This window comes from Streptomyces antarcticus (assembly GCF_026627255.1).
Classification (GTDB): domain Bacteria; phylum Actinomycetota; class Actinomycetes; order Streptomycetales; family Streptomycetaceae; genus Streptomyces; species Streptomyces antarcticus.
The window spans coordinates 464,943-485,390 of sequence record NZ_JAPNLM010000002.1 but is presented as its reverse complement, the minus strand read 5'-3'; the positions used below and the strand labels follow the sequence as shown (position 1 = coordinate 485,390).

Annotated in this window: 20 protein-coding genes; 9 read left to right on the top strand and 11 right to left on the bottom strand. The window is 73.4% G+C overall.

Annotated features, from left to right (window positions below; genetic code table 11):
• Window positions 1-90: 90 nt before the first annotated feature.
• From OTB16_RS05965 to OTB16_RS05945, 5 genes are all read left to right on the top strand, one after another.
• Window positions 91-291: a hypothetical protein gene (locus OTB16_RS05965; RefSeq protein ID WP_267718784.1), complete on the top strand. Its 201-nt coding sequence runs from the start codon at window positions 91-93 to the stop codon at window positions 289-291.
• The gene (locus OTB16_RS05960; RefSeq protein ID WP_267718783.1) at window positions 288-722 is read left to right on the top strand and encodes a type II toxin-antitoxin system death-on-curing family toxin; all 435 of its coding nucleotides are present in this window, start codon (window positions 288-290) and stop codon (window positions 720-722) included. The genes OTB16_RS05965 and OTB16_RS05960 overlap by 4 nt, the downstream gene beginning before the upstream one ends.
• A 136-nt stretch (window positions 723-858) precedes the next feature.
• Entirely contained in the window at window positions 859-2,643 is a 1,785-nt protein-coding gene (locus OTB16_RS05955) for a DEAD/DEAH box helicase (RefSeq protein ID WP_267718782.1), read from the top strand.
• Between the two features lie 641 nt (window positions 2,644-3,284).
• On the top strand, window positions 3,285-3,926 hold the full coding sequence (locus OTB16_RS05950) for an IclR family transcriptional regulator (protein WP_054222485.1): 642 nt from the start codon (window positions 3,285-3,287) through the stop codon (window positions 3,924-3,926).
• 354 nt (window positions 3,927-4,280) lie between these two features.
• A complete protein-coding gene (locus OTB16_RS05945) occupies window positions 4,281-5,078 on the top strand; it encodes a S16 family serine protease (protein WP_267718780.1) in 798 nt (265 codons plus the stop codon).
• On the opposite strand, the gene OTB16_RS05940 is transcribed toward OTB16_RS05945, so the two are convergent.
• The 8 genes from OTB16_RS05940 to OTB16_RS05905 all read right to left on the bottom strand — a co-directional run bounded on the left by OTB16_RS05940 (window position 5,008) and on the right by OTB16_RS05905 (window position 11,748).
• Window positions 5,008-6,315 carry an MFS transporter gene (locus OTB16_RS05940; RefSeq protein WP_267718779.1) on the bottom strand — a complete coding sequence of 436 codons (1,308 nt, stop codon included), beginning with the start codon at window positions 6,313-6,315 and terminating at the stop codon, window positions 5,008-5,010. The genes OTB16_RS05945 and OTB16_RS05940 overlap by 71 nt on opposite strands.
• Window positions 6,312-6,554, bottom strand: a complete 243-nt coding sequence (locus OTB16_RS05935; RefSeq protein ID WP_267718778.1) for a hypothetical protein — start codon at window positions 6,552-6,554, stop codon at window positions 6,312-6,314. Before OTB16_RS05935 ends, OTB16_RS05940 begins: the two co-directional genes overlap by 4 nt.
• Window positions 6,555-6,690: 136 nt before the next feature.
• Window positions 6,691-7,341, bottom strand: a complete 651-nt coding sequence (locus tag OTB16_RS05930) for an ArsR/SmtB family transcription factor (RefSeq protein ID WP_267718777.1) — start codon at window positions 7,339-7,341, stop codon at window positions 6,691-6,693.
• 127 nt (window positions 7,342-7,468) lie between these two features.
• Window positions 7,469-8,470, bottom strand: a complete 1,002-nt coding sequence (locus OTB16_RS05925) for a glycine betaine ABC transporter substrate-binding protein (protein WP_267718776.1) — start codon at window positions 8,468-8,470, stop codon at window positions 7,469-7,471.
• Window positions 8,471-9,334 (bottom strand): ABC transporter permease, encoded by an 864-nt coding sequence (locus OTB16_RS05920; protein ID WP_267718775.1) that lies wholly within the window; start codon window positions 9,332-9,334, stop codon window positions 8,471-8,473.
• Window positions 9,331-10,575 carry an ABC transporter ATP-binding protein gene (locus OTB16_RS05915; RefSeq protein ID WP_267718774.1) on the bottom strand — a complete coding sequence of 415 codons (1,245 nt, stop codon included), beginning with the start codon at window positions 10,573-10,575 and terminating at the stop codon, window positions 9,331-9,333. The genes OTB16_RS05920 and OTB16_RS05915 overlap by 4 nt, the downstream gene beginning before the upstream one ends.
• Window positions 10,568-11,215, bottom strand: coding sequence for an ABC transporter permease (locus OTB16_RS05910; RefSeq protein ID WP_267718773.1), 648 nt, complete (start codon window positions 11,213-11,215; stop codon window positions 10,568-10,570). The genes OTB16_RS05915 and OTB16_RS05910 overlap by 8 nt, the downstream gene beginning before the upstream one ends.
• Before the next feature lie 56 nt (window positions 11,216-11,271).
• Window positions 11,272-11,748: an Lrp/AsnC family transcriptional regulator gene (locus OTB16_RS05905; protein ID WP_031150179.1), complete on the bottom strand. Its 477-nt coding sequence runs from the start codon at window positions 11,746-11,748 to the stop codon at window positions 11,272-11,274.
• Window positions 11,749-11,870: 122 nt separating this feature from the next.
• On the opposite strand from OTB16_RS05905, the gene hppD reads away from it, so the two are divergent.
• A complete protein-coding gene (gene hppD / locus OTB16_RS05900) occupies window positions 11,871-13,025 on the top strand; it encodes a 4-hydroxyphenylpyruvate dioxygenase (protein WP_267718772.1) in 1,155 nt (384 codons plus the stop codon).
• A gap of 240 nt (window positions 13,026-13,265) precedes the next feature.
• On the opposite strand, the gene OTB16_RS05895 is transcribed toward hppD, so the two are convergent.
• Entirely contained in the window at window positions 13,266-14,804 is a 1,539-nt protein-coding gene (locus OTB16_RS05895) for a tetratricopeptide repeat protein (protein ID WP_267718771.1), read from the bottom strand.
• 96 nt (window positions 14,805-14,900) lie between these two features.
• On the opposite strand from OTB16_RS05895, the gene OTB16_RS05890 reads away from it, so the two are divergent.
• The gene (locus OTB16_RS05890) at window positions 14,901-16,283 is read left to right on the top strand and encodes an FAD-binding oxidoreductase (RefSeq protein ID WP_267718770.1); all 1,383 of its coding nucleotides are present in this window, start codon (window positions 14,901-14,903) and stop codon (window positions 16,281-16,283) included.
• Between the two features lie 124 nt (window positions 16,284-16,407).
• Here OTB16_RS05890 and OTB16_RS05885 read toward each other — a convergent pair whose 3' ends face one another.
• Window positions 16,408-16,887 carry an SsgA family sporulation/cell division regulator gene (locus OTB16_RS05885; protein WP_267718769.1) on the bottom strand — a complete coding sequence of 160 codons (480 nt, stop codon included), beginning with the start codon at window positions 16,885-16,887 and terminating at the stop codon, window positions 16,408-16,410.
• A 289-nt stretch (window positions 16,888-17,176) separates the two neighbouring features.
• Between OTB16_RS05885 and OTB16_RS05880 the strand changes: the two genes are divergently transcribed.
• Together OTB16_RS05880 and OTB16_RS05875 are read left to right on the top strand one after the other, a co-directional pair.
• Window positions 17,177-18,901 (top strand): RDD family protein, encoded by a 1,725-nt coding sequence (locus OTB16_RS05880; RefSeq protein WP_267718768.1) that lies wholly within the window; start codon window positions 17,177-17,179, stop codon window positions 18,899-18,901.
• Between the two features lie 76 nt (window positions 18,902-18,977).
• On the top strand, window positions 18,978-19,706 hold the full coding sequence (locus OTB16_RS05875; protein WP_267718767.1) for an RDD family protein: 729 nt from the start codon (window positions 18,978-18,980) through the stop codon (window positions 19,704-19,706).
• 143 nt (window positions 19,707-19,849) lie between these two features.
• Here OTB16_RS05875 and OTB16_RS05870 read toward each other — a convergent pair whose 3' ends face one another.
• Window positions 19,850-20,110 carry a hypothetical protein gene (locus OTB16_RS05870; RefSeq protein WP_267718766.1) on the bottom strand — a complete coding sequence of 87 codons (261 nt, stop codon included), beginning with the start codon at window positions 20,108-20,110 and terminating at the stop codon, window positions 19,850-19,852.
• Window positions 20,111-20,448 lie beyond the last annotated feature (338 nt).

Below are 20,448 nucleotides of genomic sequence, written 5' to 3'. Positions count from 1 at the left end.
GCCCCCGCCCCAGCCCTCGGCCCCAGCCCCCGCCCCGGACCCTGCCCAAACCCGGGGGAGTTCCGCACCCGGCGCGGCTAGGGTCGCCGGATGGGCGAGATGATCATCAGGTTGGACGCCGCCGACCGCGCCGAGCTGGCCGACCTCGCCGACGCCGTCGGCAGCACCCCCGAGACCGTCGCCCTCGAGGCCGTACGCGCCCGCCTGCGGGCCGAGCGCGCCCGGGTCGGCGCGGCCGCCGGGCGGCTCGCGGAGCAGCACTCCGCCCTGCTGAAGCGGCTCGGCTCGTGACGGCCCGCCCCCCGGCCCGCGCCAAGACCGCCCCGGGGACCGCCGCCGCCCCCGTACGGCACCTCACGCTCGCCGAGGTGCTCGACCTCGCCCGGCACGCCTGCCTCGCCCAGGGGCAGCCCGTCGAGCTGCGCGCGCCCGGGCTGCTGGAGTCCGCCGTGCACCGGCCCCGGGCGCGGATGTTCGGGACGCCGGCCTACGAGGACGCGTACGAGCAGGCCGCCGCGCTGCTCCACGGCATCGCCGTGAACCACCCCCTCGTCGACGGCAACAAGCGCACCGCCTGGCTCGCCGCCGCGACCTTCCTCACCGTGAACGGCGCCGACTTCGGGGGCGTCGACCAGGAGCTCGCGTACGGCCTGGTCATCGACGTGGCGGCCGGGAACGAGTCGGACATCGGGCGGATCGCGCAGCGGCTGCGCCGGATGTGACGCTCGCCGCACTGCCCGAGGTCACGGGCCTGTCCCTCCGCGAGGGGCGGGCCCGGGCCGGTAGGGTGGCCCGGTTGTCCTACGTACGACTGCCCGTACCAGTACGCGAGTACGCCGAGAGCACGAACCGGAGACCGTGACTACTACCGCCTCCCACCACCTCTCACCCGCCTTCCCCGGCCGTGCCCCATGGGGCACCGCCAACGCGCTGCGTGCCTGGCAGCAAGGGGCGCTGGACCGCTACATCGAGACCCAGCCGCGGGACTTCCTCGCGGTCGCGACGCCAGGCGCCGGAAAGACCACCTTCGCGCTGACGCTCGCGTCCTGGCTGCTGCACCACCACGTGGTCCAGCAGGTGACCGTCGTCGCGCCGACCGAGCACCTGAAGAAGCAGTGGGCCGAGGCCGCCGCCCGGATAGGCATCCGGCTGGACCCCGAGTACTCGGCGGGCCCGCTGAGCAAGGACTACCACGGGGTCGCCGTGACGTACGCGGGTGTCGGCGTACGCCCGATGCTGCACCGCAACCGGTGCGAGCAGCGCAAGACCCTGGTGATCCTCGACGAGATCCACCACGCGGGCGACTCCAAGTCCTGGGGCGAGGCCTGCCTGGAGGCCTTCGACCCGGCGACCCGGCGCCTCGCCCTGACCGGCACCCCCTTCCGGTCCGACACCAACCCCATCCCCTTCGTCGCGTACGAGGAGGGGAACGACGGCATCCGGCGGTCCTCCGCCGACTACACCTACGGCTACGGGAACGCCTTGGGCGACGGCGTCGTCCGGCCGGTGATCTTCCTGTCCTACAGCGGCAACATGCGCTGGCGCACCAAGGCGGGCGACGAGATCGCCGCCCGGCTCGGCGAGCCGATGACCAAGGACGCCATCTCGCAGGCCTGGCGCACGGCACTGGACCCGCGCGGCGACTGGATGCCGAACGTGCTGCGCGCCGCCGACCGGCGCCTCACGGAGGTCAGGAAGGGCATCCCGGACGCGGGCGGGCTCGTCATCGCCTCCGACCAGGAGTCGGCGCGCGCGTACGCCAAGCTGCTGAAGGACATCACGGGCAGCAAGGTGACCGTGGTGCTGTCCGACGACACCGGCGCGTCGAAGCGGATCGACGAGTTCAGCGTGGACGGCAGCCGCTGGATGGTCGCGGTCCGCATGGTGTCCGAGGGCGTCGACGTGCCGCGGCTGGCGGTGGGCGTGTACGCGACGACCATCTCGACGCCGCTCTTCTTCGCGCAGGCCGTCGGACGCTTCGTGCGATCGCGCAGGCGCGGCGAGACGGCCTCCGTGTTCCTTCCGACCATTCCCTACCTGCTGGGCTTCGCGAACGAGATGGAGGTCGAGCGCGACCACGTGCTCGACAAGCCGAAGAAGCAGGGCGAGGAAGACCCGTACGCCGAGTCCGAGAAGGAAATGGACGAGGCGAACAAGCAGGAGGACGAGGACACCGGCGACGAGGAGCAGATGTCCTTCGAGGCGCTGGAGTCCGACGCCGTCTTCGACCGGGTCCTCTACGACGGCGCCGAGTTCGGCATGCAGGCCCACCCGGGCAGTGAAGAGGAGCAGGACTACCTCGGCATCCCGGGGCTGCTGGAGCCGGACCAGGTGCAGATGCTGCTCCAGAAGCGGCAGTCGCGGCAGATCGCGCACAGCCGCCGCAAGCCGGACACCGAGGCGGACCTGCTGGAGCTGCCGGCCGACCGGCGGCCCGTGGTCTCGCACAAGGAGCTGCTGGAGCTGCGCAAGTCGCTGAACACGATGGTGGGCGCGTACGTCCACCAGAGCGGCAAGCCGCACGGGGTGATCCACACGGAGCTGCGCCGGGTGTGCGGCGGCCCGCCGAGCGCGGAGGCGACGGCCGGGCAGCTGCGCGAGCGGATCAAGAAGGTGCAGGAGTGGGCCACCCGCATGCGGTGAGCCGTTCGTACAGGGGACGGGCCGGGGTCCGTGCGGCGCATCGCACGGACCCCGGCCCGCGCCGTGCGGTGGGACCCGCCGAACGGCCGTTTTGAGCCACCGCCGGTCTCCTGCCGCGCGCCGGTCCGGGGCTGCGGGCCGGGGTCGCCGGGGCCGTTCACCCGGCCCCGCGGGGCCTCGCCGACGCGGTCGCCAAAGTCGCCGGACCTGCCTCGGGTGCGCCGCCGCGACCGCCCCGCTGGCGTCCCGCCGCCGGAGCCGGCGCCTTGCGGCGAGCGTCCCGGGTGCGCCCGGAGCACCCCTCCGGGGCGGGGTCGGGCCGTCGTGCCGGACGCGCTCGGAGCGGCGACCGGAGCGACGGCCTTCCGGGAGCCTCTGACGACCCGCGAGGTCACAAATTGACACCGAGGACGATCAGGAACCGTCATAAACGGGTAGTAGGCGCCCGGATTCTGGACGAGGCCTTCCGCTCAGCGGACCCGCTCGCTACTGTCCCCGCATCGAACGCACCGTGGCAGCGCCGCCGCGGGAGCGCAGCCGGTGCCATGGCCGCTACCGGCGGCCTCTCCGTGCGCCGCCGCGGGACCGGCGGCGTGCCACCCCGAGAGTCACCGCCGCCCACCGAAAGAGGGAGAGGCGTCGTGACCGCGGAAACCTCCCAGACTCTCGACAGAGGGCTCAGAGTCCTCAAACTGCTCGCCGACACCGACCACGGTCTGACCGTCACCGAGCTGTCCAACCGCCTCGGTGTGAACCGCACCGTGGTCTACCGGCTTCTGGCCACTCTGGAACAGCACGCGCTGGTCCGTCGTGACCTCGGCGGCCGGGCCCGTGTCGGGCTCGGCGTGCTGCGGCTGGGCCGTCAGGTGCACCCGCTCGTACGCGAGGCGGCCCTGCCCGCGCTGCGGTCCCTCGCCGAGGACATAGGGGCCACCGCGCACCTGACCCTCGTCGACGGTACCGAGGCGCTGGCCGTCGCCGTCGTCGAGCCGACCTGGACGGACTACCACGTGGCCTACCGGCCCGGCTTCCGCCACCCGCTGGACCGCGGGGCCGCCGGACGGGCCATCCTGGCGGCCCGCCAGGGCACGCTGATCGAGCCGGGCTACACGCTGACCCACGGGGAGCTGGAAGCGGGCGCCAGCGGCGCCGCCGCGCCCCTCGTGGGCATCACCGGGCTGGAGGGCAGCGTCGGCGTCGTGATGCTGGCCGACGCGGTACCGGAGCGGGTCGGGCCGCGAGTGGTCGACGCGGCACGCGAGGTCGCGGACGCGCTTCGCTGACGCGGGCCGGGCCGGGTCGGGTGCCGCTGGTGGGCACCGGCCCGGCCCGTCTGCGTGCCGCCGTCCGCCCCGCTGCCGACGGCTCCGCCCTCGGACCCCCGCGCCTCAAGCGCCGGCGGGGCTGGGTGATGCGCCTCAAGCGCCGGCGGGGCTGGGTGGCGCGCCTCAAGCGCCGGCGGGGCTAAGGGTGCGCCTCTAGCGCCGGCGGGGCTGGGGTGGTCGCCTCAGGTGTGGCTGGGGCGGGGGAGCAGTCGCGCGTTGGCGGCACCGGGCGGGGTGTGACCGGGCGGGGTGGCTGTGGTCCGGGCGGGCGGGGCGGGCCTCCTGGGGGCGGTGGGCCGATAGATTGGGCGGGTGCTCTCTCGCCTCACGCGCCTGCCGCTTCCCGCCGCCCTGGCCGTCTGCGCCGCGCCCGTCGTGGCGCTGCTCGCCGTCGTGGCGCTCGCGCCGCTGCCCTTCGTGATCGCCCAGCCCGGTCTCACGGCCGACGTGCTCGGCGACCGGGACGGGAAGGCGGTCATCGCGGTCACCGGAGCCCCGACGCGGGAGACCAAGGGCCAGCTGCGCATGACCACCATCCAGGCCACCGGCCCGTCCACGACGGTGACCCTGCCGGAGCTGGTCGACCACTGGTTCGACCCCGCCCGGGCGGTCATGCCCAAGGAGGCCGTCTACTCCGGTGGCGGAAGCGACGAGGAGATCGAAGCGCACAATCTGGAGGAAATGGCCAGGTCCCAGTCGAGTGCCACCGACGCCGCCCTCGGCTTTCTCCGCAAGGACCCCAAGGACGTGAAGGTCGAGCTGAACCTCGCCGACGTCGGCGGCCCGAGCGCCGGTCTGCTCTTCTCCCTCGGCATCGTCGACAAGCTCGACGGCGACGGCAGCGGCGGCGACCTCACCGGCGGCCGCAGCATCGCCGGTACGGGCACCATCACCGCCGACGGTGAGGTCGGCCCGGTCGGCGGCGTCCCCCTCAAGACGCAGGCCGCCCGCCGCGACGGGGCCGGCGTGTTCCTCGTACCGAAGGCGGAGTGCTCGGACGCGCAGTCGGAACTCCCCGAGGGGCTGCGGCTGGTCCCCGTCACTTCGCTGACGGATGCGGTGAACGCGCTGCGCGCGCTGAACCGGGGAGAGCCGGTTCCGTCCTGCTGACGAGGTCCGCGGCCGGCCCCGGGGCCTCCAGCCCGCGCCACGCCGGGAAGACCAGCGGGGCGAGCGTCGTCAGCAGGTAGGTGCCGCCGAACAGCAGCAGCGCCTTCGTCGCCCCGAACCCCTCGACGAGCAGACCGGCCGCCAGCCCGCCCAGCGGCATGGTCAGCTCACAGCCCGCCGTCGTCACCCCGGACACCCGGCTGCGCAGCTCCTCCGGAACCCGCTCGTACGTCACCGTCGTCAGGATCGGGTTGAGCATGCCCGCGCCCAGACCGGCCAGGGCCATCGTCACCGCGAGCGGCAGGGTCGTGTCGGTGACGGCCGCCACCGCGTACCGGGTCGCCCCCGAGGCCAGGAAGGCCGCCGCGAACACCGTCCGGCGCGGGAACCGCTCGCCCCACGCCCCGTAGATCAGGGCGCCCAGCAGCGCGAAGCCGCCGAAGAGGGAGATCAGCAGGCCCAGCGCGCCGGCGCCGCCGAGGCTGCCGCCGGCGTGCACGGGCAGCAGGACGGAAGACCAGCCCTGGTCCAGGCCGTTGGTCATCATCACCATCACGGTGACGCCCAGGAGCAGCCTCGAACGGGTCAGGAAGGCCCACCCCTCGGCGAGTTCGGCCCGGTACGACGCGAACGACACCTTCCCGCCCGTGCGTTGCGGCTCGGCCGCCGGGATCCCGCGCAGGAAGGCGGTGAGCAGCAGCGCCGAGACGCCGAAGGTCACCGCGTCCAGGAGCAGTACGGTCTCGGCGCCGAAGGCCGCGATGAGGACGCCCGCCACCGCCGCCCCGATCATCCGGGCGCCGCGCGAGACGGCGTCGTAGAGGCCCGCGGCCCGGGTCACCGACGTCCCGGCGTGCTCGGCGAGGTGGGGGAGCAGGACGTAGCGGGCGGTCAGTCCCGGCGTGTGTACGAGGCCGCTGACGGCCATCAGCGCGCACAGCATCCAGAACTCCAGCAGCCCCGCGTGGTGCAGCAGCGGCACCGCCCCCACCGCGAGGCCGCAGACGAGGTCGGAGGTTGCCGCGACCCGGCGGCGGCCCGCGCGGTCGATGACCGGGCCGCCGACGAGCGCGGCGACGACGACGGGCAGGGTGGCGCAGAAGGCGACGACACCGGCCCGGGCGGCGCTCCCCGTGGTCTCGAGCACGAACCACGGGACGCCGATGAGGGTGAGCGAACTACCGGCTATTGAGATGGTGTTGGCGGCCAGGACCGCGACGAACGGACGTCTGCTCACGCGGCGCCCCGCTGGTACCGGGTGTGGACGCGGGCGGGCTGCATGAGCCGGATCCCGGTGGCGACCAGGGCCTCGCCCAGCCGGTTGCGCAGGGCGGGTAGTACGGCCGCGACCGCCCCGGCCCCGGCGGCGGGCCCGGTGACCGGCGCGGCCTCCCGGGCGAGGCGCCGCGCGGAGGCCTCGGCGGCCAGCTCGGCGGTGCGGGCGGCGTGCGCGCGGACGTGGTCGAAGGCGTACATGGCAGGTGACTCCTTCTGCGGAAGATGGGGACGGAACGGAACGGAACGGAACGGAACGGGGCAGGGCGGGCCGGCGCCCGAGGACTCGGACGAGGGGCCTGGGGCGAGGGCTGAGGGGCGAGGGACGAGGAGGTGCCTAGCCGCCCGCGGGCCGCGGGGCGGCGGGTGCGAGCGTGCCCGGGAGGACGTGCGTGTGGACGCGGACCGCCTCCGTGCCCTCGGCGGGCTGCAGGTCGCGGTAGCTGTTGACCAGGTCGTGCATCTTGTGGATCAGCTCGTGGCTCTGAGCGGCGGTCAGGTGCAGGGTGAAGTCGCTGAGGTCCGAACCGCGCCGCCAGTCCTGCGACCAGTGGTGGGCGTTGCCGAGCCAGGTGCTCATTTCCTGCGTGTGGATCGTCGCGATCTCGTGCATGAAGAGGTCCGCCGCGCCCCGGGTGGCCGGGTCGTCGCTGTACATCAGGCTCTCGTCGAACCGCGTGCCGTCGTGCGCGGCCCGCCACCAGCGCTCACGGCCCTTGCCGTGCTCCGGCGCGTCCTCGACGAAGCCGTGGGCGGCGAGCTGGCGCAGGTGGTAGCTGGTGGACCCGCTCGACTCCCCGAGCCGCTCGGCCAGTTGGGAGGCGGTCGCCGGACCCTGGTGGCGCAGGTCGGCCAGCATCCGGATGCGCAGCGGGTGGGCCAGGCCGCGCAGGGAGCGGGCGTCGAGCGTACGGACCTCCAGCGCCTGGTCCTGGGCCTGTTCGGGGGAGTGCTGCGGGGGTTCCGGGGCTTCCGGCGTCTCGGGCATGCCTCGACGATAGAGTTGCAAAGGTTCCTATGCAAGGGTTTCTTTGCAACGTCTTCTTCGGATCGACTCGAACCCGGGCCCTCCGCCGTCGTCCCGGCGCCGCGCCCCTCCCGCCGTCCCGGCCCCGCTAGCCCTCCTTGATGAAGCCCTCCTTCAGCAGCCAGTCCTTCGCCACCGCGTGCGGGTCCTGCCCCTCCACGTCCACCTTGGCGTTCAGCTCCTGCGCCACCGCCGTCGTCAGCTTCGCCGTCACCGGCGCCAGCAGCTCCGCGATCACCGGGAACTCGGCCAGCGTCTTCGCGTTGACCGCCGGCGCCGCGTTGTAGTTGGGGAAGAAGCGCCGGTCGTCGGTGAGGGTGTCCAGGTCCATGGCCCTGATCCGGCCGTCCGTCGTGAACGCCTCGCCCAGCAGGCAGGATTCGGACTTCGAGACCTGCGTGTAGATGATCCCGGCGTCCATCTTCCGGATGTTGCCGGCCGGGATCTTCATCCCGTACGCCTTCTCCAGGCCCGGGAGCCCGTCCTCGCGGGCGGCGAACTCGTTCTCCACGCACAGGGTCACCGCCGAGGGGTCCTCCTTGGCCAGCCTCGCCACGTCCGACATCGTCTTCAGCCCGTACTTCGCGTTGTTCTTCTTGCTGATCGCCAGGGTGTAGGTGTTGTTCAGGGTGGCCGGTGGCAGCCACACCACCCCGTTCTTCGCGTCCGCCGCCCGCAGCGCCGCCCACTGCTCCCGCGGGTCGTCGATGGGCTCGGTGTTGCCCAGGTAGGTGATCCAGGCGGTGCCCGTGTACTCGTACATGGCGTCCGCGTCGCCCTTGCGGATCGCCTCGCGCGCGCTGATCGAGCCCGGCAGGTTCGTACGGTCCAGGACCTCCGCGCCGGCCGCCTTGAAGACGAGGCCGAGGATCTGGCCGAGCACGATGTTCTCGCTGAAGTTCTTCGAGGTGATGGTGAGCGAGGCCCCTTCGAGGGGCCGGCCCTGCCCGACCGAGCCCGGCTGGACGTCGTCGGCCATCGGGGAGCCGCTCTTGAGGCCGCAGCCCGCGAGCACCAGCGCCAGCACCGGTCCGGCCAGGACCGCCACCGCCGCCGTGCGAGCGGCCGCCCGTACGCGGAAGGTACGCATCTACGCCTCCAGCCCGCGCGGGGTCAGGACCGTCTCCGCCAGCGACGCCAGCCAGTCCAGGAACAGGGCGAGCACCACGGTCAGCACCGAGCCCAGCACCAGCACCGGCATCCGCTGTGTCTGGATCCCGGAGGTGATCAGGTCGCCGAGCCCGCCGCCGCCGCCGAAGGTGGCCAGGGTGGCGGTGCCGACGTTCAGCACCAGGGCCGTCCGTACGCCCGCCAGGATCAGCGGGACCGCCAGCGGCAGCTCCACCTTCACCAGCCGCCCCGCCCCGGTCATCCCGATCCCGCGCGCCGCCTCCACCAGCTGGGGGTCGACCGCCCGCAGCCCCGCCACCGTGTTGGACAGCACGGGCAGCACGGCGTACGCGACCATGCCGACGATCGCGGTGGACGGGCCGATGCCGAGCCAGATGACGAGCAGGGCGAGGAGGCCGATGGCCGGCGTGGCCTGGCCGATGTTGGCGACCGCCGTGAACAGCGGCGCGGTCCGGCGCATCCCGCCCCGGGTCAGCGCGATGCCCAGCGGGATCGCGATGATCAGCACCCAGAACGTGGAGATGGCGACGAGCTGGATCTGCTGCCACAGCCGCAGCCGCACGTTGCCGCCGCCGAGGGAGTTCTGCTCGATGGGGTCGAGGGGGATGTTGGTGATCCACAGGTACGTGGCCAGCAGCACCAGCGCCAGGACGGCGGGCGTGACCAGCAGCTTGGACCAGGTGAGCCGGCGGGCGGGAGCCTGCGGGACGACCGCCGGCTCCTCGGCGCCGGCGGCGATCCCGTCACGGAACGCGTGGCCCTTCACGTCGTGCTCGCCGGGCGGGCGCTCGCCGGAGGGTCGTTGCCGGGAGGTGGTGTTCACGGGCTGTCCGCACCGCCCTCCAGCTCCTGTTCCGTCCGGTGGTGGCGCAGTTCCTCCAGGTCGTGCCGGTGCTCGGCGGCCGCCAGCCGGTCGGCCTCCAGCATCTCGTGCACCGAGTTCATCAGGGTCTCCATGTCGACGACGCCGATGTACTCGCCGCGCCGCCCGGTGACCGCGACCCGGCCCCCGCTGTCGGTGAGGACGGCCTCCAGGGCGTCGTGCAGGGTCGCGTCCCGGGTCACGGTGTCGTGCACCAGCTGGCCGGCCCGCGCCAGGGACCCCTTGGCGCGCATCAGGTCGCCGCGGCGGAGCCACTTGTACGGCCGGCCGCGCCGGTCCAGCATCAGCAGCTCGTTGCCCGCGCCGCCGCGCAGCGCGTTGAAGATCCGCTGGAGCGGGTCGTCCACGGACACGGTGGGGAAGTCGGCGATCTCCACGTCCCGAACGCGGGTCAGGTTGAGCCGTTTGAGGGCCGCGCCGGCGCCGACGAACCCGGAGACGAAGTCGTCGGTCGGGTTGGTCAGGATGGCCTCGGGGGTGTCGAACTGGGCGATGTGCGAGCGCTCGCGCAGCACCGCGATCCGGTCGCCGAGCTTGATGGCCTCGTCGAAGTCGTGGGTAACGAAGACGATGGTCTTGTGCAGCTCGTGCTGGAGCCGGATCAGCTCGTCCTGGAGGTGGTCGCGGGTGATCGGGTCGACGGCGCCGAACGGCTCGTCCATGAGCAGTACGGGCGGGTCGGCCGCCAGCGCCCGGGCCACGCCGACCCGCTGCTGCTGGCCGCCGGAGAGCTGGCGCGGGTAGCGGCCGTGGAACTCGCGGGGGTCGAGCCCGACCAGGTCGAGCATCTCCTCCACCCGGTCCTTCACCTTCGCCTTGGACCAGCCGGTCATCTTCGGGACGAGGGCGATGTTCTCGGCGACCGTCATGTGCGGGAAGAGCCCCGAGGACTGGATCGCGTAGCCGATCTTGCGCCGCAGCTTGACCGGGTCCATGTCGGTGACGTCCTCGTCGCCGATCCTGATCCGGCCGGACGTCGGCTCGATCAGCCGGTTGATCATCTTCAGGGTGGTGGACTTCCCGCAGCCCGAGGGGCCGACGAAGACGACCGTCTCGCCCGCCTTGATGTCCATTGAGACGTCGTCGACGGAGGGGTTCGGGTTGCCGGGGTAGCGCTTGGTGAGGTTCTCCAGCCGGATGGTCGCGCCGGAGGTGCTGCCCCGGCCGTCGGTCTCAGACACGGATACCCCTCGGGATGGTGAGACGGCCGAGCAGGACGTACGCGGAGTCGAAGAGGAGCGCCAGGATGACGATGCCGATCGTGCCCGCCAGCACCTGGTTCAGGGCATTCGCGCTGCCGAGCGAGGCGATCCCGCGGAAGATCTCGTTCCCCAGACCCGGGCCGGAGGCGTACGCGGCGATGGCGGCGATGCCCATCAGCATCTGGGTGGCCACGCGGATGCCCGTCAGGATCGGCGGCCAGGCGAGCGGCAGCTCCACCCTCAGCAGCTGGGCGCTCCGGGACATCCCGATGCCCTTGGCGGCGTCGACCAGGGCCGGATCCACCCCGCGCAGGCCGACGATCGAGTTCCGGACGACCGGCAGCAGCCCGTACAGGGTCAGGGCGATCACGGTCGGTGGCACGCCCAGCCCGACCAGCGGGATCAGCAGGCCGATCAGGGCCAGGGAGGGGATGGTCAGCATCGTGGCGGTGGAGGTGATGGCCAGGTGGCCGCCCCACGTGCTGCGGTAGCTGACCAGGCCGATGGCGATGCCGAGCGCGGTCGCGATCACCATGCACTGGAAGACGGCGCTGGCGTGCTGGAAGGCGTCGGTGAGGAGCTGTTCGTGGCGGGCGGACAGATAGCTCCAGAAGCTCACGCCGTGTCACCTCGTCCTGTGTCCGGCCGCCCTCGGCCCGCGCTGGCCGGGGGCGGTCAGCGAGTGTCGTCCTCGGCCGCCTGTTCGACGAGCGGGATGATCCGCAGCGGTACGGGATTTTCCATCACGATCGCCGTCGAAGCCCGCACGATGCCATCAAAGCCGACAACCCGGTCGATCACCCGCTGGAGATCGGCGTTGGACCGCGCCACGAGCCGGCACAGCATGTCCCCGTGGCCGGTCGTGGTGTGCAGCTCCAGCACCTCCGGCACCCCGTCCAAGTGGGCCCGTACGTCCGCCCCTTGGCCCTGCTTGATCTCCAGGGTGGCGAAGGCGGTCACCGGGTACCCGAGGGCCGCCGGATCGACCTGCGGGCCGAACCCGCGGATGACTCCGTTCGACTGAAGCCGGTCCAGCCGGGCCTGCGCGGTGCCGCGCGCCACCCCGAGCCGGCGCGAGGCCTCCAGTACCCCGATCCGGGGCTCGCGGGCGAGCAGGACGATGAGCCGGCCGTCGAGATCGTCGATGCCCATGGGTGCCTCCGGGGTGGTCATAGTGCGCAGATGTTTCAGCAATGTTGCGGCGCAGCTGGTCACTATGTACAGCAAAAATTGAAACTATTGCGCAGCTTGTGGATCGGCGGGACTCTGCGGTCATGACTGAGTCTCTGGCGAACCTGGAAACCACCCCCCACACCGCGCGTGAGGCAGACCCCTTCCCGGTGAAGGGCATGGACGCGGTCGTCTTCGCCGTCGGCAACGCCAAGCAGGCCGCGCACTACTACTCGACCGCCTTCGGCATGAAGCTCGTGGCCTACTCCGGACCGGAGAACGGCACCCGCGAGACGGCGAGCTACGTCCTCACCAACGGCGCCGCCCGCTTCGTCCTGACCTCGGTCATCAAGGCGTCGACCGACCGCGGCCGCTTCCTCGCCGAGCACGTCGCCGAGCACGGCGACGGCGTCGTCGACCTCGCCATCGAGGTCCCGGACGCCCGCGCGGCCTACGCGTACGCCGTCGAGCACGGCGCGCGCGGCCTGGACGAGCCGCACGAGGTCAAGGACGAGCACGGCACCGTCGTGCTGGCCGCCATCGCCACCTACGGCCAGACCCGCCACACCCTGGTCGAGCGCCGCGACTACTCCGGCCCGTACCTGCCCGGCTTCGTCGCCGTCGCCCCGATGGTCGAGCCCCCGGCCAAGCGGATCTTCCAGGCCATCGACCACTGCGTCGGCAACGTCGAGCTCGGCCGGATGAACGAGTGGGTCGCCTTCTACAACAAGGTCATGGGCTTCACGAACATGAAGGAGTTCGTGGGCGACGACATCGCGACCGAGTACTCGGCGCTGATGTCGAAGGTCGTCGCGGACGGCACCCTCAAGGTGAAGTTCCCGATCAACGAGCCGGCGATCGCGAAGAAGAAGTCGCAGATCGACGAGTACCTGGACTTCTACGGCGGCGCGGGCGTCCAGCACATCGCGCTGGCCACGAACGACATCGTCGCCTCCGTGCGCGCCATGCGGGCCGCCGGCGTCACCTTCCTGGACACCCCCGACTCGTACTACGACACGCTCGGCGAGTGGGCCGGCGAGACGCGGGTGCCGGTGGAGACCCTGCGCGAGCTGAAGATCCTCGTCGACCGCGACGAGGACGGCTACCTGCTGCAGATCTTCACCAAGCCGGTGCAGGACCGGCCGACGGTCTTCTTCGAGATGATCGAGCGGCACGGGTCGATGGGCTTCGGCAAGGGCAACTTCAAGGCGCTGTTCGAGGCGATCGAGCGGGAGCAGGAAAAGCGCGGCAACCTCTAGCCGCCGCGCCCGGGCCCGTCGGGGCTCCGCCCCGGCCCCGAGTCCCGGCGCCCGGGGGTCCCGCCCTGGTGCTCCGCCCCAGACCCCACGCCTCAAACGCCGGCGAGGCTGGATCTGCCCGCCAGAGCCGCCACGCGCAAACGGGGCTGGGTTGCGCGGAGCGCAATCCCAGCCCCGCCGGCGTTTGAGGCGCGGCGCGGCGCGCCGTAGGGGTCCGGGGCGGAGCCCCGCGGGGCCGGGTCAGTCGGACCGGGGCTTCGCGGACGGTGCCGCAGGCGGGGAGGGCTTCGCCGCAGGCGGCTTCGGCTTCGCCTTCGCCTTCGGCGGGTTCGGCTTCGGCAGCTCCGGAGCCACCCACGGCTTCGTCGGGAGCAGGTTCTCCGGCCCCCCGGCCGCCGGCTGCGCGATGGCCGCCAGCGCCTCCTTGGCCGCGGGCGCCCGCAGCGGCGAGAACCGCGGGTTCGTCCGCAGCGCCTCCTGGAGGTGCCGCCGCGTCGCCGCCTCGTCGCCCAGGCCCCGCTCGATCATCGCCCGGTGGTACGCGAAGTCCGCGTTCCGCACCCCCGGCTCCGCGGCCTTCTTCGCGTACTCCAGTGCCGCCACGTCGTCGCCCGCCTTGTGCAGGGCCCAGCCCAGCGCGTCCGCGACCTGCACGCTCTTGTGCCGCGACCACTCCTGCGACAGCCGCCGCACCGCCGCCGCGGGATCGCCGTGGTCCGCCTCGTACAGGCCCAGCACCACGTCCTCGTCGACGCCGTTCGACCCGTCCCGCGCCGCCAGCGCGCCCAGCATGTCGTACGGGACCTGCGCCTCCTGCTCCCGGCCCAGCGAGTCCAGCAGCTCGCCCAGCTCCAGCGCCAGCTGCGGCACCGGCGTCCGCCCCAGCGCCATCCGGTAGTCCCGTACCGCCTCCCCGCCGCGCCCCAGCCCGGCCAGCGCCCGCGCCCGGCCGCCGAGGGCCTGCGCCTGCGCCGGATCCGCCCGCAGCGCGGCCTCGTACTGCCGCAGGGCCTCCGTGGTCTCCCCCCGCTCCCAGGACAGCTCCCCGAGCCGGAACAGCGCGTAGGCCTTCTCCGCCGGAGCCTTGGCGGCGCCCGCCGCGTGCTCCATCGCCATCACCGCGTCCTCGCGCCAGCCGCGGTCCCGGTAGACCTGCGAGGCCTTCGTGTACGCCACCAGGCCCGTCCGCAGCTCCAGAAGCCGGTCCGCCGCCGCCTGGGCCGCCTTGTAGTCCCCGAGGCCCGAGTACGCGTCCACCAGCACCGGGTACGCCGTCCAGCGCTGCGGGGCCTGCGCCCGCACGAGCTCGCCCCACTTCTTCCCGGTGCCGAAGTCCCGGCGGGCGTTGGCCAGCGTGCCCATGCCCGTCATCGCGTCGAAGTTGCCCTTCTCCACCGGGCGGACCTCCAGCGACCGCTTCAGCGCCCGCTCCGCCTTCGGGTACCAGCCCGTGTCCGCGGTGCGCCGCGCCTGCTCCAGATAGGCGGCGCCCAGCACCGACCACGACGCGTCGTCGTCCGGATGCGCCGCGACCCACTTCTCCCGGTCCGCGACCAGCGCCGTCAGGTCCACCGCCGCCGCCGGCGCGCCCATGCCGACCGCCGAGGCGGCCCGCTCGCTCGGCCCCGGCGGGCGTGCGTCGTCCCCGGTGCGGGCCGGCCGGATCAGCAGGGCCCCGGCGATCAGGACCACGGCGACCGCGGCCGCCACGAGCGTCTTGCGGCCCGTGAACGTCACGGGCGGCGCCGGCTGCTGCGATTCCTCGTCGATACGGTCCATGGGGTCACTGTGCGTCAATATGAAGAGTTCGCCGGAGTGTCCGAAGAGGGGCGCGGGCGTGTTCACACCGATGGCCCCGACTGCCACGCTGGCCCTATGGACGAAGACCTCTCCGCACAGCTCACCGAGCGCCTGCGGGCCGGGCTCCCGGCCGAGGCCCTGCTCACCGATCCCCAGGTCACCGCCTCCTACGCCTCCGACATGGCGGGCTTCTGCGCCGCCGGCAGCCCCGCCGTCGTCGTCCTGCCCCGGACCGTCGAACAGGTGCAGCACGTGATGCGCACCGCCACCGCGCTACGGGTCCCCGTGGTCCCGCAGGGCGCCCGTACCGGCCTGTCGGGAGCCGCCAACGCCTCCGACGGCTGCATCGTGCTCTCCCTCGTCAAGATGGACCGGATCCTGGAGGTCTCCGCCGTCGACCGGATCGCCGTCGTCGAGCCGGGCGTCGTCAACGCCGTCCTGTCGCGCGCCGTCGCCGCGCAGGGCCTGTACTACCCGCCCGACCCCTCCAGCTGGGAGCAGTGCACCATCGGCGGCAACATCGGCACCGCCTCCGGCGGCCTGTGCTGCGTCAAGTACGGGGTCACCGCCGAGTACGTGCTCGGCCTCGACGTGGTCCTGGCCGACGGGCGGCTGCTGCGCACGGGACGGCGTACCGCCAAGGGCGTCGCCGGATACGACCTGACCCGGCTGTTCGTGGGCTCCGAGGGCAGCCTCGGCATCGTCGTCCAGGCCGTCCTCGCCCTGCGCCCCGCGCCGCCCCGGCAACTCGCGCTGGCAGCCGAGTTCCCCTCCGCCGCGGCCGCCTGCGCGGCCGTGTGCGCCGTCATGGAGGCAGGCCTGACCCCCTCGCTGCTGGAACTGATGGACGGGACGACCGTCCGCGCCGTCAACGCCCTCGGGAAGATGGGCCTGCCCGAAACCACCGAGGCGCTGCTGCTCGCCGCCTTCGACACCCCGCACGCCCCCGAGGAACTCGCCGTCGTGGGGGAGCTGTGCACGGCCGCCGGAGCCACCTCCGTGGTCCCCGCCGAGGACGCGGCCGAGTCCGAACTGCTCCTCCAGGCACGCCGGATGTCGCTGACCGCCCTGGACGCGCTGCGCCCCGCGACGATGATCGACGACGTGTGCGTGCCGCGCTCGCGCCTCGCCGAGATGCTGGACGGGACGGCCGCCATCGCCCGCGCGTACGACCTGCTCATCGGCGTCTGCGCGCACGCCGGGGACGGCAACACCCACCCGGTCGTCTGCTTCGACCCCGCCGACGCGGACGAGGCGCGGCGGGCCCGCGAGTCCTTCGACGCGATCATGGCGCTCGGCCTGTCGCTCGGCGGCACGATCACCGGCGAACACGGGGTCGGCGTGCTGAAGAAGGAGTGGCTGGCCCGCGAACTGGGGCCGGTGGGAATGGAGATGCAGCGCGCGGTCAAGCACGCCTTCGACCCACTGGGCCTGCTCAACCCCGGCAAGCTCTTCTGACCGCGCGCGGCCCGTCCGCTCGACCCCGGCAGGTCCTTCCGGCCGCGCGCGCGGCCCGTCCGCTCCGCCGCGCGCATGCCCGGCGGCACGCCGTGGGCCGTACGGCCCGCCCCGGGACCGGGCGTCACAGGTCGCCGTCCGCAGACTCGTCCGACGGCCACGGGTCGCGCAGCCACAGCTCGTCGGCCGGTGTGGGGGAGAGCAGTTCGGCGAGCGCGGCGTCCAGGCCGAGCCGGTCGGCCTCGGTGCCGGGCGGGACGACCCGCAGGGTGTGCTCCAGCCAGGCCGACACGGCGGCGGCGGGGGCCTCCAGCAGGGCGTCGCCGTCGGGGGAGCTGAGCGCCATGCAGAGCACGGCCCTGTTGTCGATCTTCGTCGGCCAGATCCGGACGTCGCCGTGCCCGGACGGCCGGAAGACCCCCTCGACCAGCAGCTCGCGCGAGAAGGTCCACTCGACGGGAGCGTTGGAGCCGGTGTGGAAGGTGATGTGGACGGCGAACGGGTCGTCCGTGAGATAGAGCAGGCGGGCGGGGACGGCGACGCTGCGCTCGGGGGACAGGACCAGCTTCAGTTCCAGCTCGCGTTCGACGACGGGGTGGTGCATGGCGGCCTCACTTCGGTGCACTGCGCGTGCGCTGGGTGCGCGCCGCGCTTCGGTGTGCGGGGCCGGGTCGCGCCCCACACCCGGAGAGAGCGGCGAGGTGCCCGTGTATGACGCGACTTCGGGCCGCGGAACCTAGATTGGCCGGATTCTGTCGTCTGACGAAAAACAGTCGTATGGGCCAGAGTTTGTCCGAAGGCGTGCATTCTCCCGTTACCGGACCTGTCGGGGGGAGGTTCTTGGCTATGGTCCTCCCCTGGACAAGCCTCAAGCCACGAACGGAGTTGGGGACATGACGGCCTCCCCTGGTGACGGCGAGCACGCGGCCCGCGAGGGCTACTACCCGGATCCGTCCATCCCCGGTTTCGTCCGGTACTGGAACGGCGCCGCCTGGGTACCGGGTACGAGCCGCCCTGCTCCGGCCGTTCCGACATCGGGTCCCGCTCCCATGGAGGAGACGGGGCCGGTGTTCCTGGACGACACCTCCGCGACCGAGACCCTGCCGGAACCGGAACCCGAACGTGAACCGGCGCCGGAGCGCGAACCGGAACGCGAAGCGGAATCCGCCGTCGAGCCGGTGTGGCAGGCCGACCGGCTGCACCAGGCCGGCTTCGGCGGGCCGCGCGACCACCGGGTGTCCTGGGGCAGCCCGGCGGAGCCGGCCGCCGCGTACGAGCCCGTGGCGCAGGAGCCGGCCGCCGGGAGCGAACCCGCCGCCGGGAGCGAACCCCACGCCGTGCGTGAGCTGGCTGCCAGGTACGAGTCGGCTGGGTACGAGCCGGCCGCCGGGTACGAGCCCGCTGGGGGGAGCGGGCCCGCCGCCGTGCGTGAGCCGGCCGGGTACGAGCGGGCCGGCGTGCGTGAGCCGGCCGCCGTGCGTGAGCCGGCCGGCCGGCGGGCCGGCGTCTCGCTGGGCCGGCCCCGCCCGGACTCCGCCGACGGGCCGGGCGGGGCCGGGGTCTCCCTGGCGCGTACGCCGGCCGCCGCCGCTCCGGCCGCTCCGGCGGCGCGGTTCCCCGCGCAGGTCTCGGCGGGCGTCCCCTCGGTGCGCCCGCCGGCCGCCGCCCCCGCGGCCCCCGCCGCGCAGGCCGCCCCCGCCCCTGCCGCCGCCCCGGCGCAGGCGTGGCCCGAGGCCCCGGGCGGCAGCGGGAGCGGCGGGGTCTCCGGCCTGACCTCGTCCTGGCCCGGGGCGACCCCCCGCGCCGCGGCGGCCGCCCCGGCGGCGCCCAAGGCCCCCGCCGCTCCGGCCCCGGCCCGGTCCGCCGCGCCGCCCGCCGCCGCCCGCGAGGCGGCCGCGGCCCGCCGCGGGGCCCCGGCGCCCGGTGCCGCGAAGCCCGCCGCCCGCACCGCCGCCCGCACCTCCGCCGCGCCGCCCGCAGCCACCCAGGCGCCCGCGCCCGGCGCGTCCGCCGCCCAGGCGTCCCCGTCTGCGTCCGGGTGGGAGCCCCGGGCCGGGGGAGCCCGTCCGTCGCTGCCGCAGCCCGAGGCGGGGGCCCGTACGGCCCGCGGCTCGACCCCCCGGGCCGTGTTCGAGCGGATGGCGGAGCGGGCCTCGCGCCCGGCCGGACTGCCGCGCCGGGTCGTGGCCCGGATCCTGGACTCCCTGGTGTTCGCAGCCGTCGCGGCCGCCGTCGCCCTGCCGATGGTCCCCGCGGCCACCGCGCACCTCCAGGCCAAGGTCGACGCCGCCCGGGCCGGCGGCCGCACCACCACCGTCTGGCTGTTCGACACCACCATCGCCACCGACGTGGGCCTCGTCCTCGGCGCCGTCCTCCTCTTCGGGGTCTTCTACGAGGTGCTGCCCACCGCGCGCTGGGGCTGGACCCCCGGCAAGAAGCTGCTCGGCGTACGCGTCCTGGCCACCGGCACCCTGCGGCCGCCCACCTTCGGCGCCGCACTGCTCCGCTGGCTGGTGTACGCCTTCCTCGGCCTCCCCGGCAGCCTCTGGTGCCTGGTGGACCGCCCGCGCCGACGGGCCTGGCACGACCGGGCGGCGGGCACGTACGTGGCCCGCTGAGCCGTGCGGGGCCCCGCGTACCCCGAACGGACGCGGTCCCGTTGCGGGGGTCCCGGAGCCGGGTTCGACTCGGGCCATGAGTACCGACCAGCCGCCGCAGGGCCAGCCGCCCGAGGACGACCCGTTCCTCAAGAAGCCCCAGGAACCGACGCCTCCGTCGGGCGGTTCGCCGTACGGCTCACCGCCCCCCGGAAGCGGCGGCTACCCGCCGCCCCCGCCCCCCGGAGGCCCGGGAGGCGGCGGGGGATACCCGCCCCCGCCCCCGCCGTACGGGAGCGGCGGCGATCCGTACGGCGGGGGCGGCGGCATGCCCGATCCGCTCGCCGGGATGCCCCCGCTCGCCGACATCGGCAAGCGGCTCGCCGCCCGCGTCATCGACGTGGTCATCGTGGCGATCCCGCTGTTCCTGATCCAGCTGGCGTTCGGCACGAACCGCTACACGGTCGAGACGGAGCGGGGCGAGGACATCTCCGAGGTCATCACCAAGTCCTACAGCGGCAGTGGCCTGATCATGACCCTGATCTCGATCCTCGCCTACGTCGGCTACGACTGGTTCTTCACCAAGAAGAACGGCCAGACGATCGGCAAGAAGACGGTGGGCCTGCGCGTCGCGATGCTCAACGACGGCAGCGTCCCCCAGTCCGGTCCGGCCCTGTCCCGCGCCGCCGTCCTCTGGCTGCCGACGCTGATCTGCTGCTTCTGCCTGTGGCCGATCGCGCTGATCATCTCGGTCCTCGTGGACAAGCCGTACAAGCAGGGCCTGCACGACAAGGTCGCCAAGACCGTGGTGGTCAGGTCCGCTTAGGGCGGCCGGCACGGCACCACGAAAGCACGGCACCACGGCACCACGAAAGCACGGCACCACGGCAGCGCGCAGCACGAAGCGGGCGGTCTTCCTCCGGGGAGGCCGCCCGCGGCGCGTGGGGCGCCGGCCGGGTGCGGCAACCGTCAGTGGTGCACGGGGTGTTCGGACGCCGCCGCCCTGGGCTCGGGTACCCGGGCGGCCACCGCCGTACGGGCCGCGTGGCGGCCGCGGCGTTTCGGTACGGGCACGGTCAGTGCGACGAGCAGGCCAAGGGCGAGGGCGGCCGCGGAGATGACCCCGACCCCGAACCCCGTGCTGGTCTGCGAGAGCAGCAGCATGGCGATCGTCGACACGATGACGGTGGCTGACCCGTAGGCAAGCTGTGCGGCAGTCGGACGCGGCATGGCGATATCCGTCCTCAGGGAGGGGAGGGGGAGTCGGCTCAACAAGGTCGCGCGTCAAGAGACTCTACGACGGGAGATGCCCGTGGGGAACCGCCAGTAAGCGTGACCTAACCCACGGTGCCGGAGCACGGGGGGCGCACGGGGTCATTTCACGTGCCCCAACGCGGCCTGAACGGGTCGGGAAACTGGCTGGAATCGGACAGGCGTGCCGTCGGGAAGCACCCTTCGCCCCGTATGGCTGCGGAACGTCCGAATAGCGGAACTCATTGCCCGCATAGTGCAGTTGTAACGAACAAGTCAAGGACTGTCTTTTCTCGCGTCTCTCCGGTCAAATGTCG

Bases quoted from the DNA above. Each gene is read 5' to 3' on its own strand.
- OTB16_RS05965 (WP_267718784.1), top strand. From the start codon at position 91: ATGGGCGAGATGATCATCAGGTTGGACGCCGCCGACCGCGCCGAGCTG.
- OTB16_RS05935 (WP_267718778.1), bottom strand. From the start codon at position 6,554: ATGTACGCCTTCGACCACGTCCGCGCGCACGCCGCCCGCACCGCCGAG.
- OTB16_RS05930 (WP_267718777.1), bottom strand. From the start codon at position 7,341: ATGCCCGAGACGCCGGAAGCCCCGGAACCCCCGCAGCACTCCCCCGAA.
- OTB16_RS05925 (WP_267718776.1), bottom strand. From the start codon at position 8,470: ATGCGTACCTTCCGCGTACGGGCGGCCGCTCGCACGGCGGCGGTGGCG.
- OTB16_RS05905 (WP_031150179.1), bottom strand. From the start codon at position 11,748: ATGGGCATCGACGATCTCGACGGCCGGCTCATCGTCCTGCTCGCCCGC.
- hppD (WP_267718772.1), top strand. From the start codon at position 11,871: ATGACTGAGTCTCTGGCGAACCTGGAAACCACCCCCCACACCGCGCGT.
- OTB16_RS05895 (WP_267718771.1), bottom strand. From the start codon at position 14,804: ATGGACCGTATCGACGAGGAATCGCAGCAGCCGGCGCCGCCCGTGACG.
- OTB16_RS05890 (WP_267718770.1), top strand. From the start codon at position 14,901: ATGGACGAAGACCTCTCCGCACAGCTCACCGAGCGCCTGCGGGCCGGG.
- OTB16_RS05885 (WP_267718769.1), bottom strand. From the start codon at position 16,887: ATGCACCACCCCGTCGTCGAACGCGAGCTGGAACTGAAGCTGGTCCTG.
- OTB16_RS05880 (WP_267718768.1), top strand. From the start codon at position 17,177: ATGACGGCCTCCCCTGGTGACGGCGAGCACGCGGCCCGCGAGGGCTAC.
- OTB16_RS05875 (WP_267718767.1), top strand. From the start codon at position 18,978: ATGAGTACCGACCAGCCGCCGCAGGGCCAGCCGCCCGAGGACGACCCG.
- OTB16_RS05870 (WP_267718766.1), bottom strand. From the start codon at position 20,110: ATGCCGCGTCCGACTGCCGCACAGCTTGCCTACGGGTCAGCCACCGTC.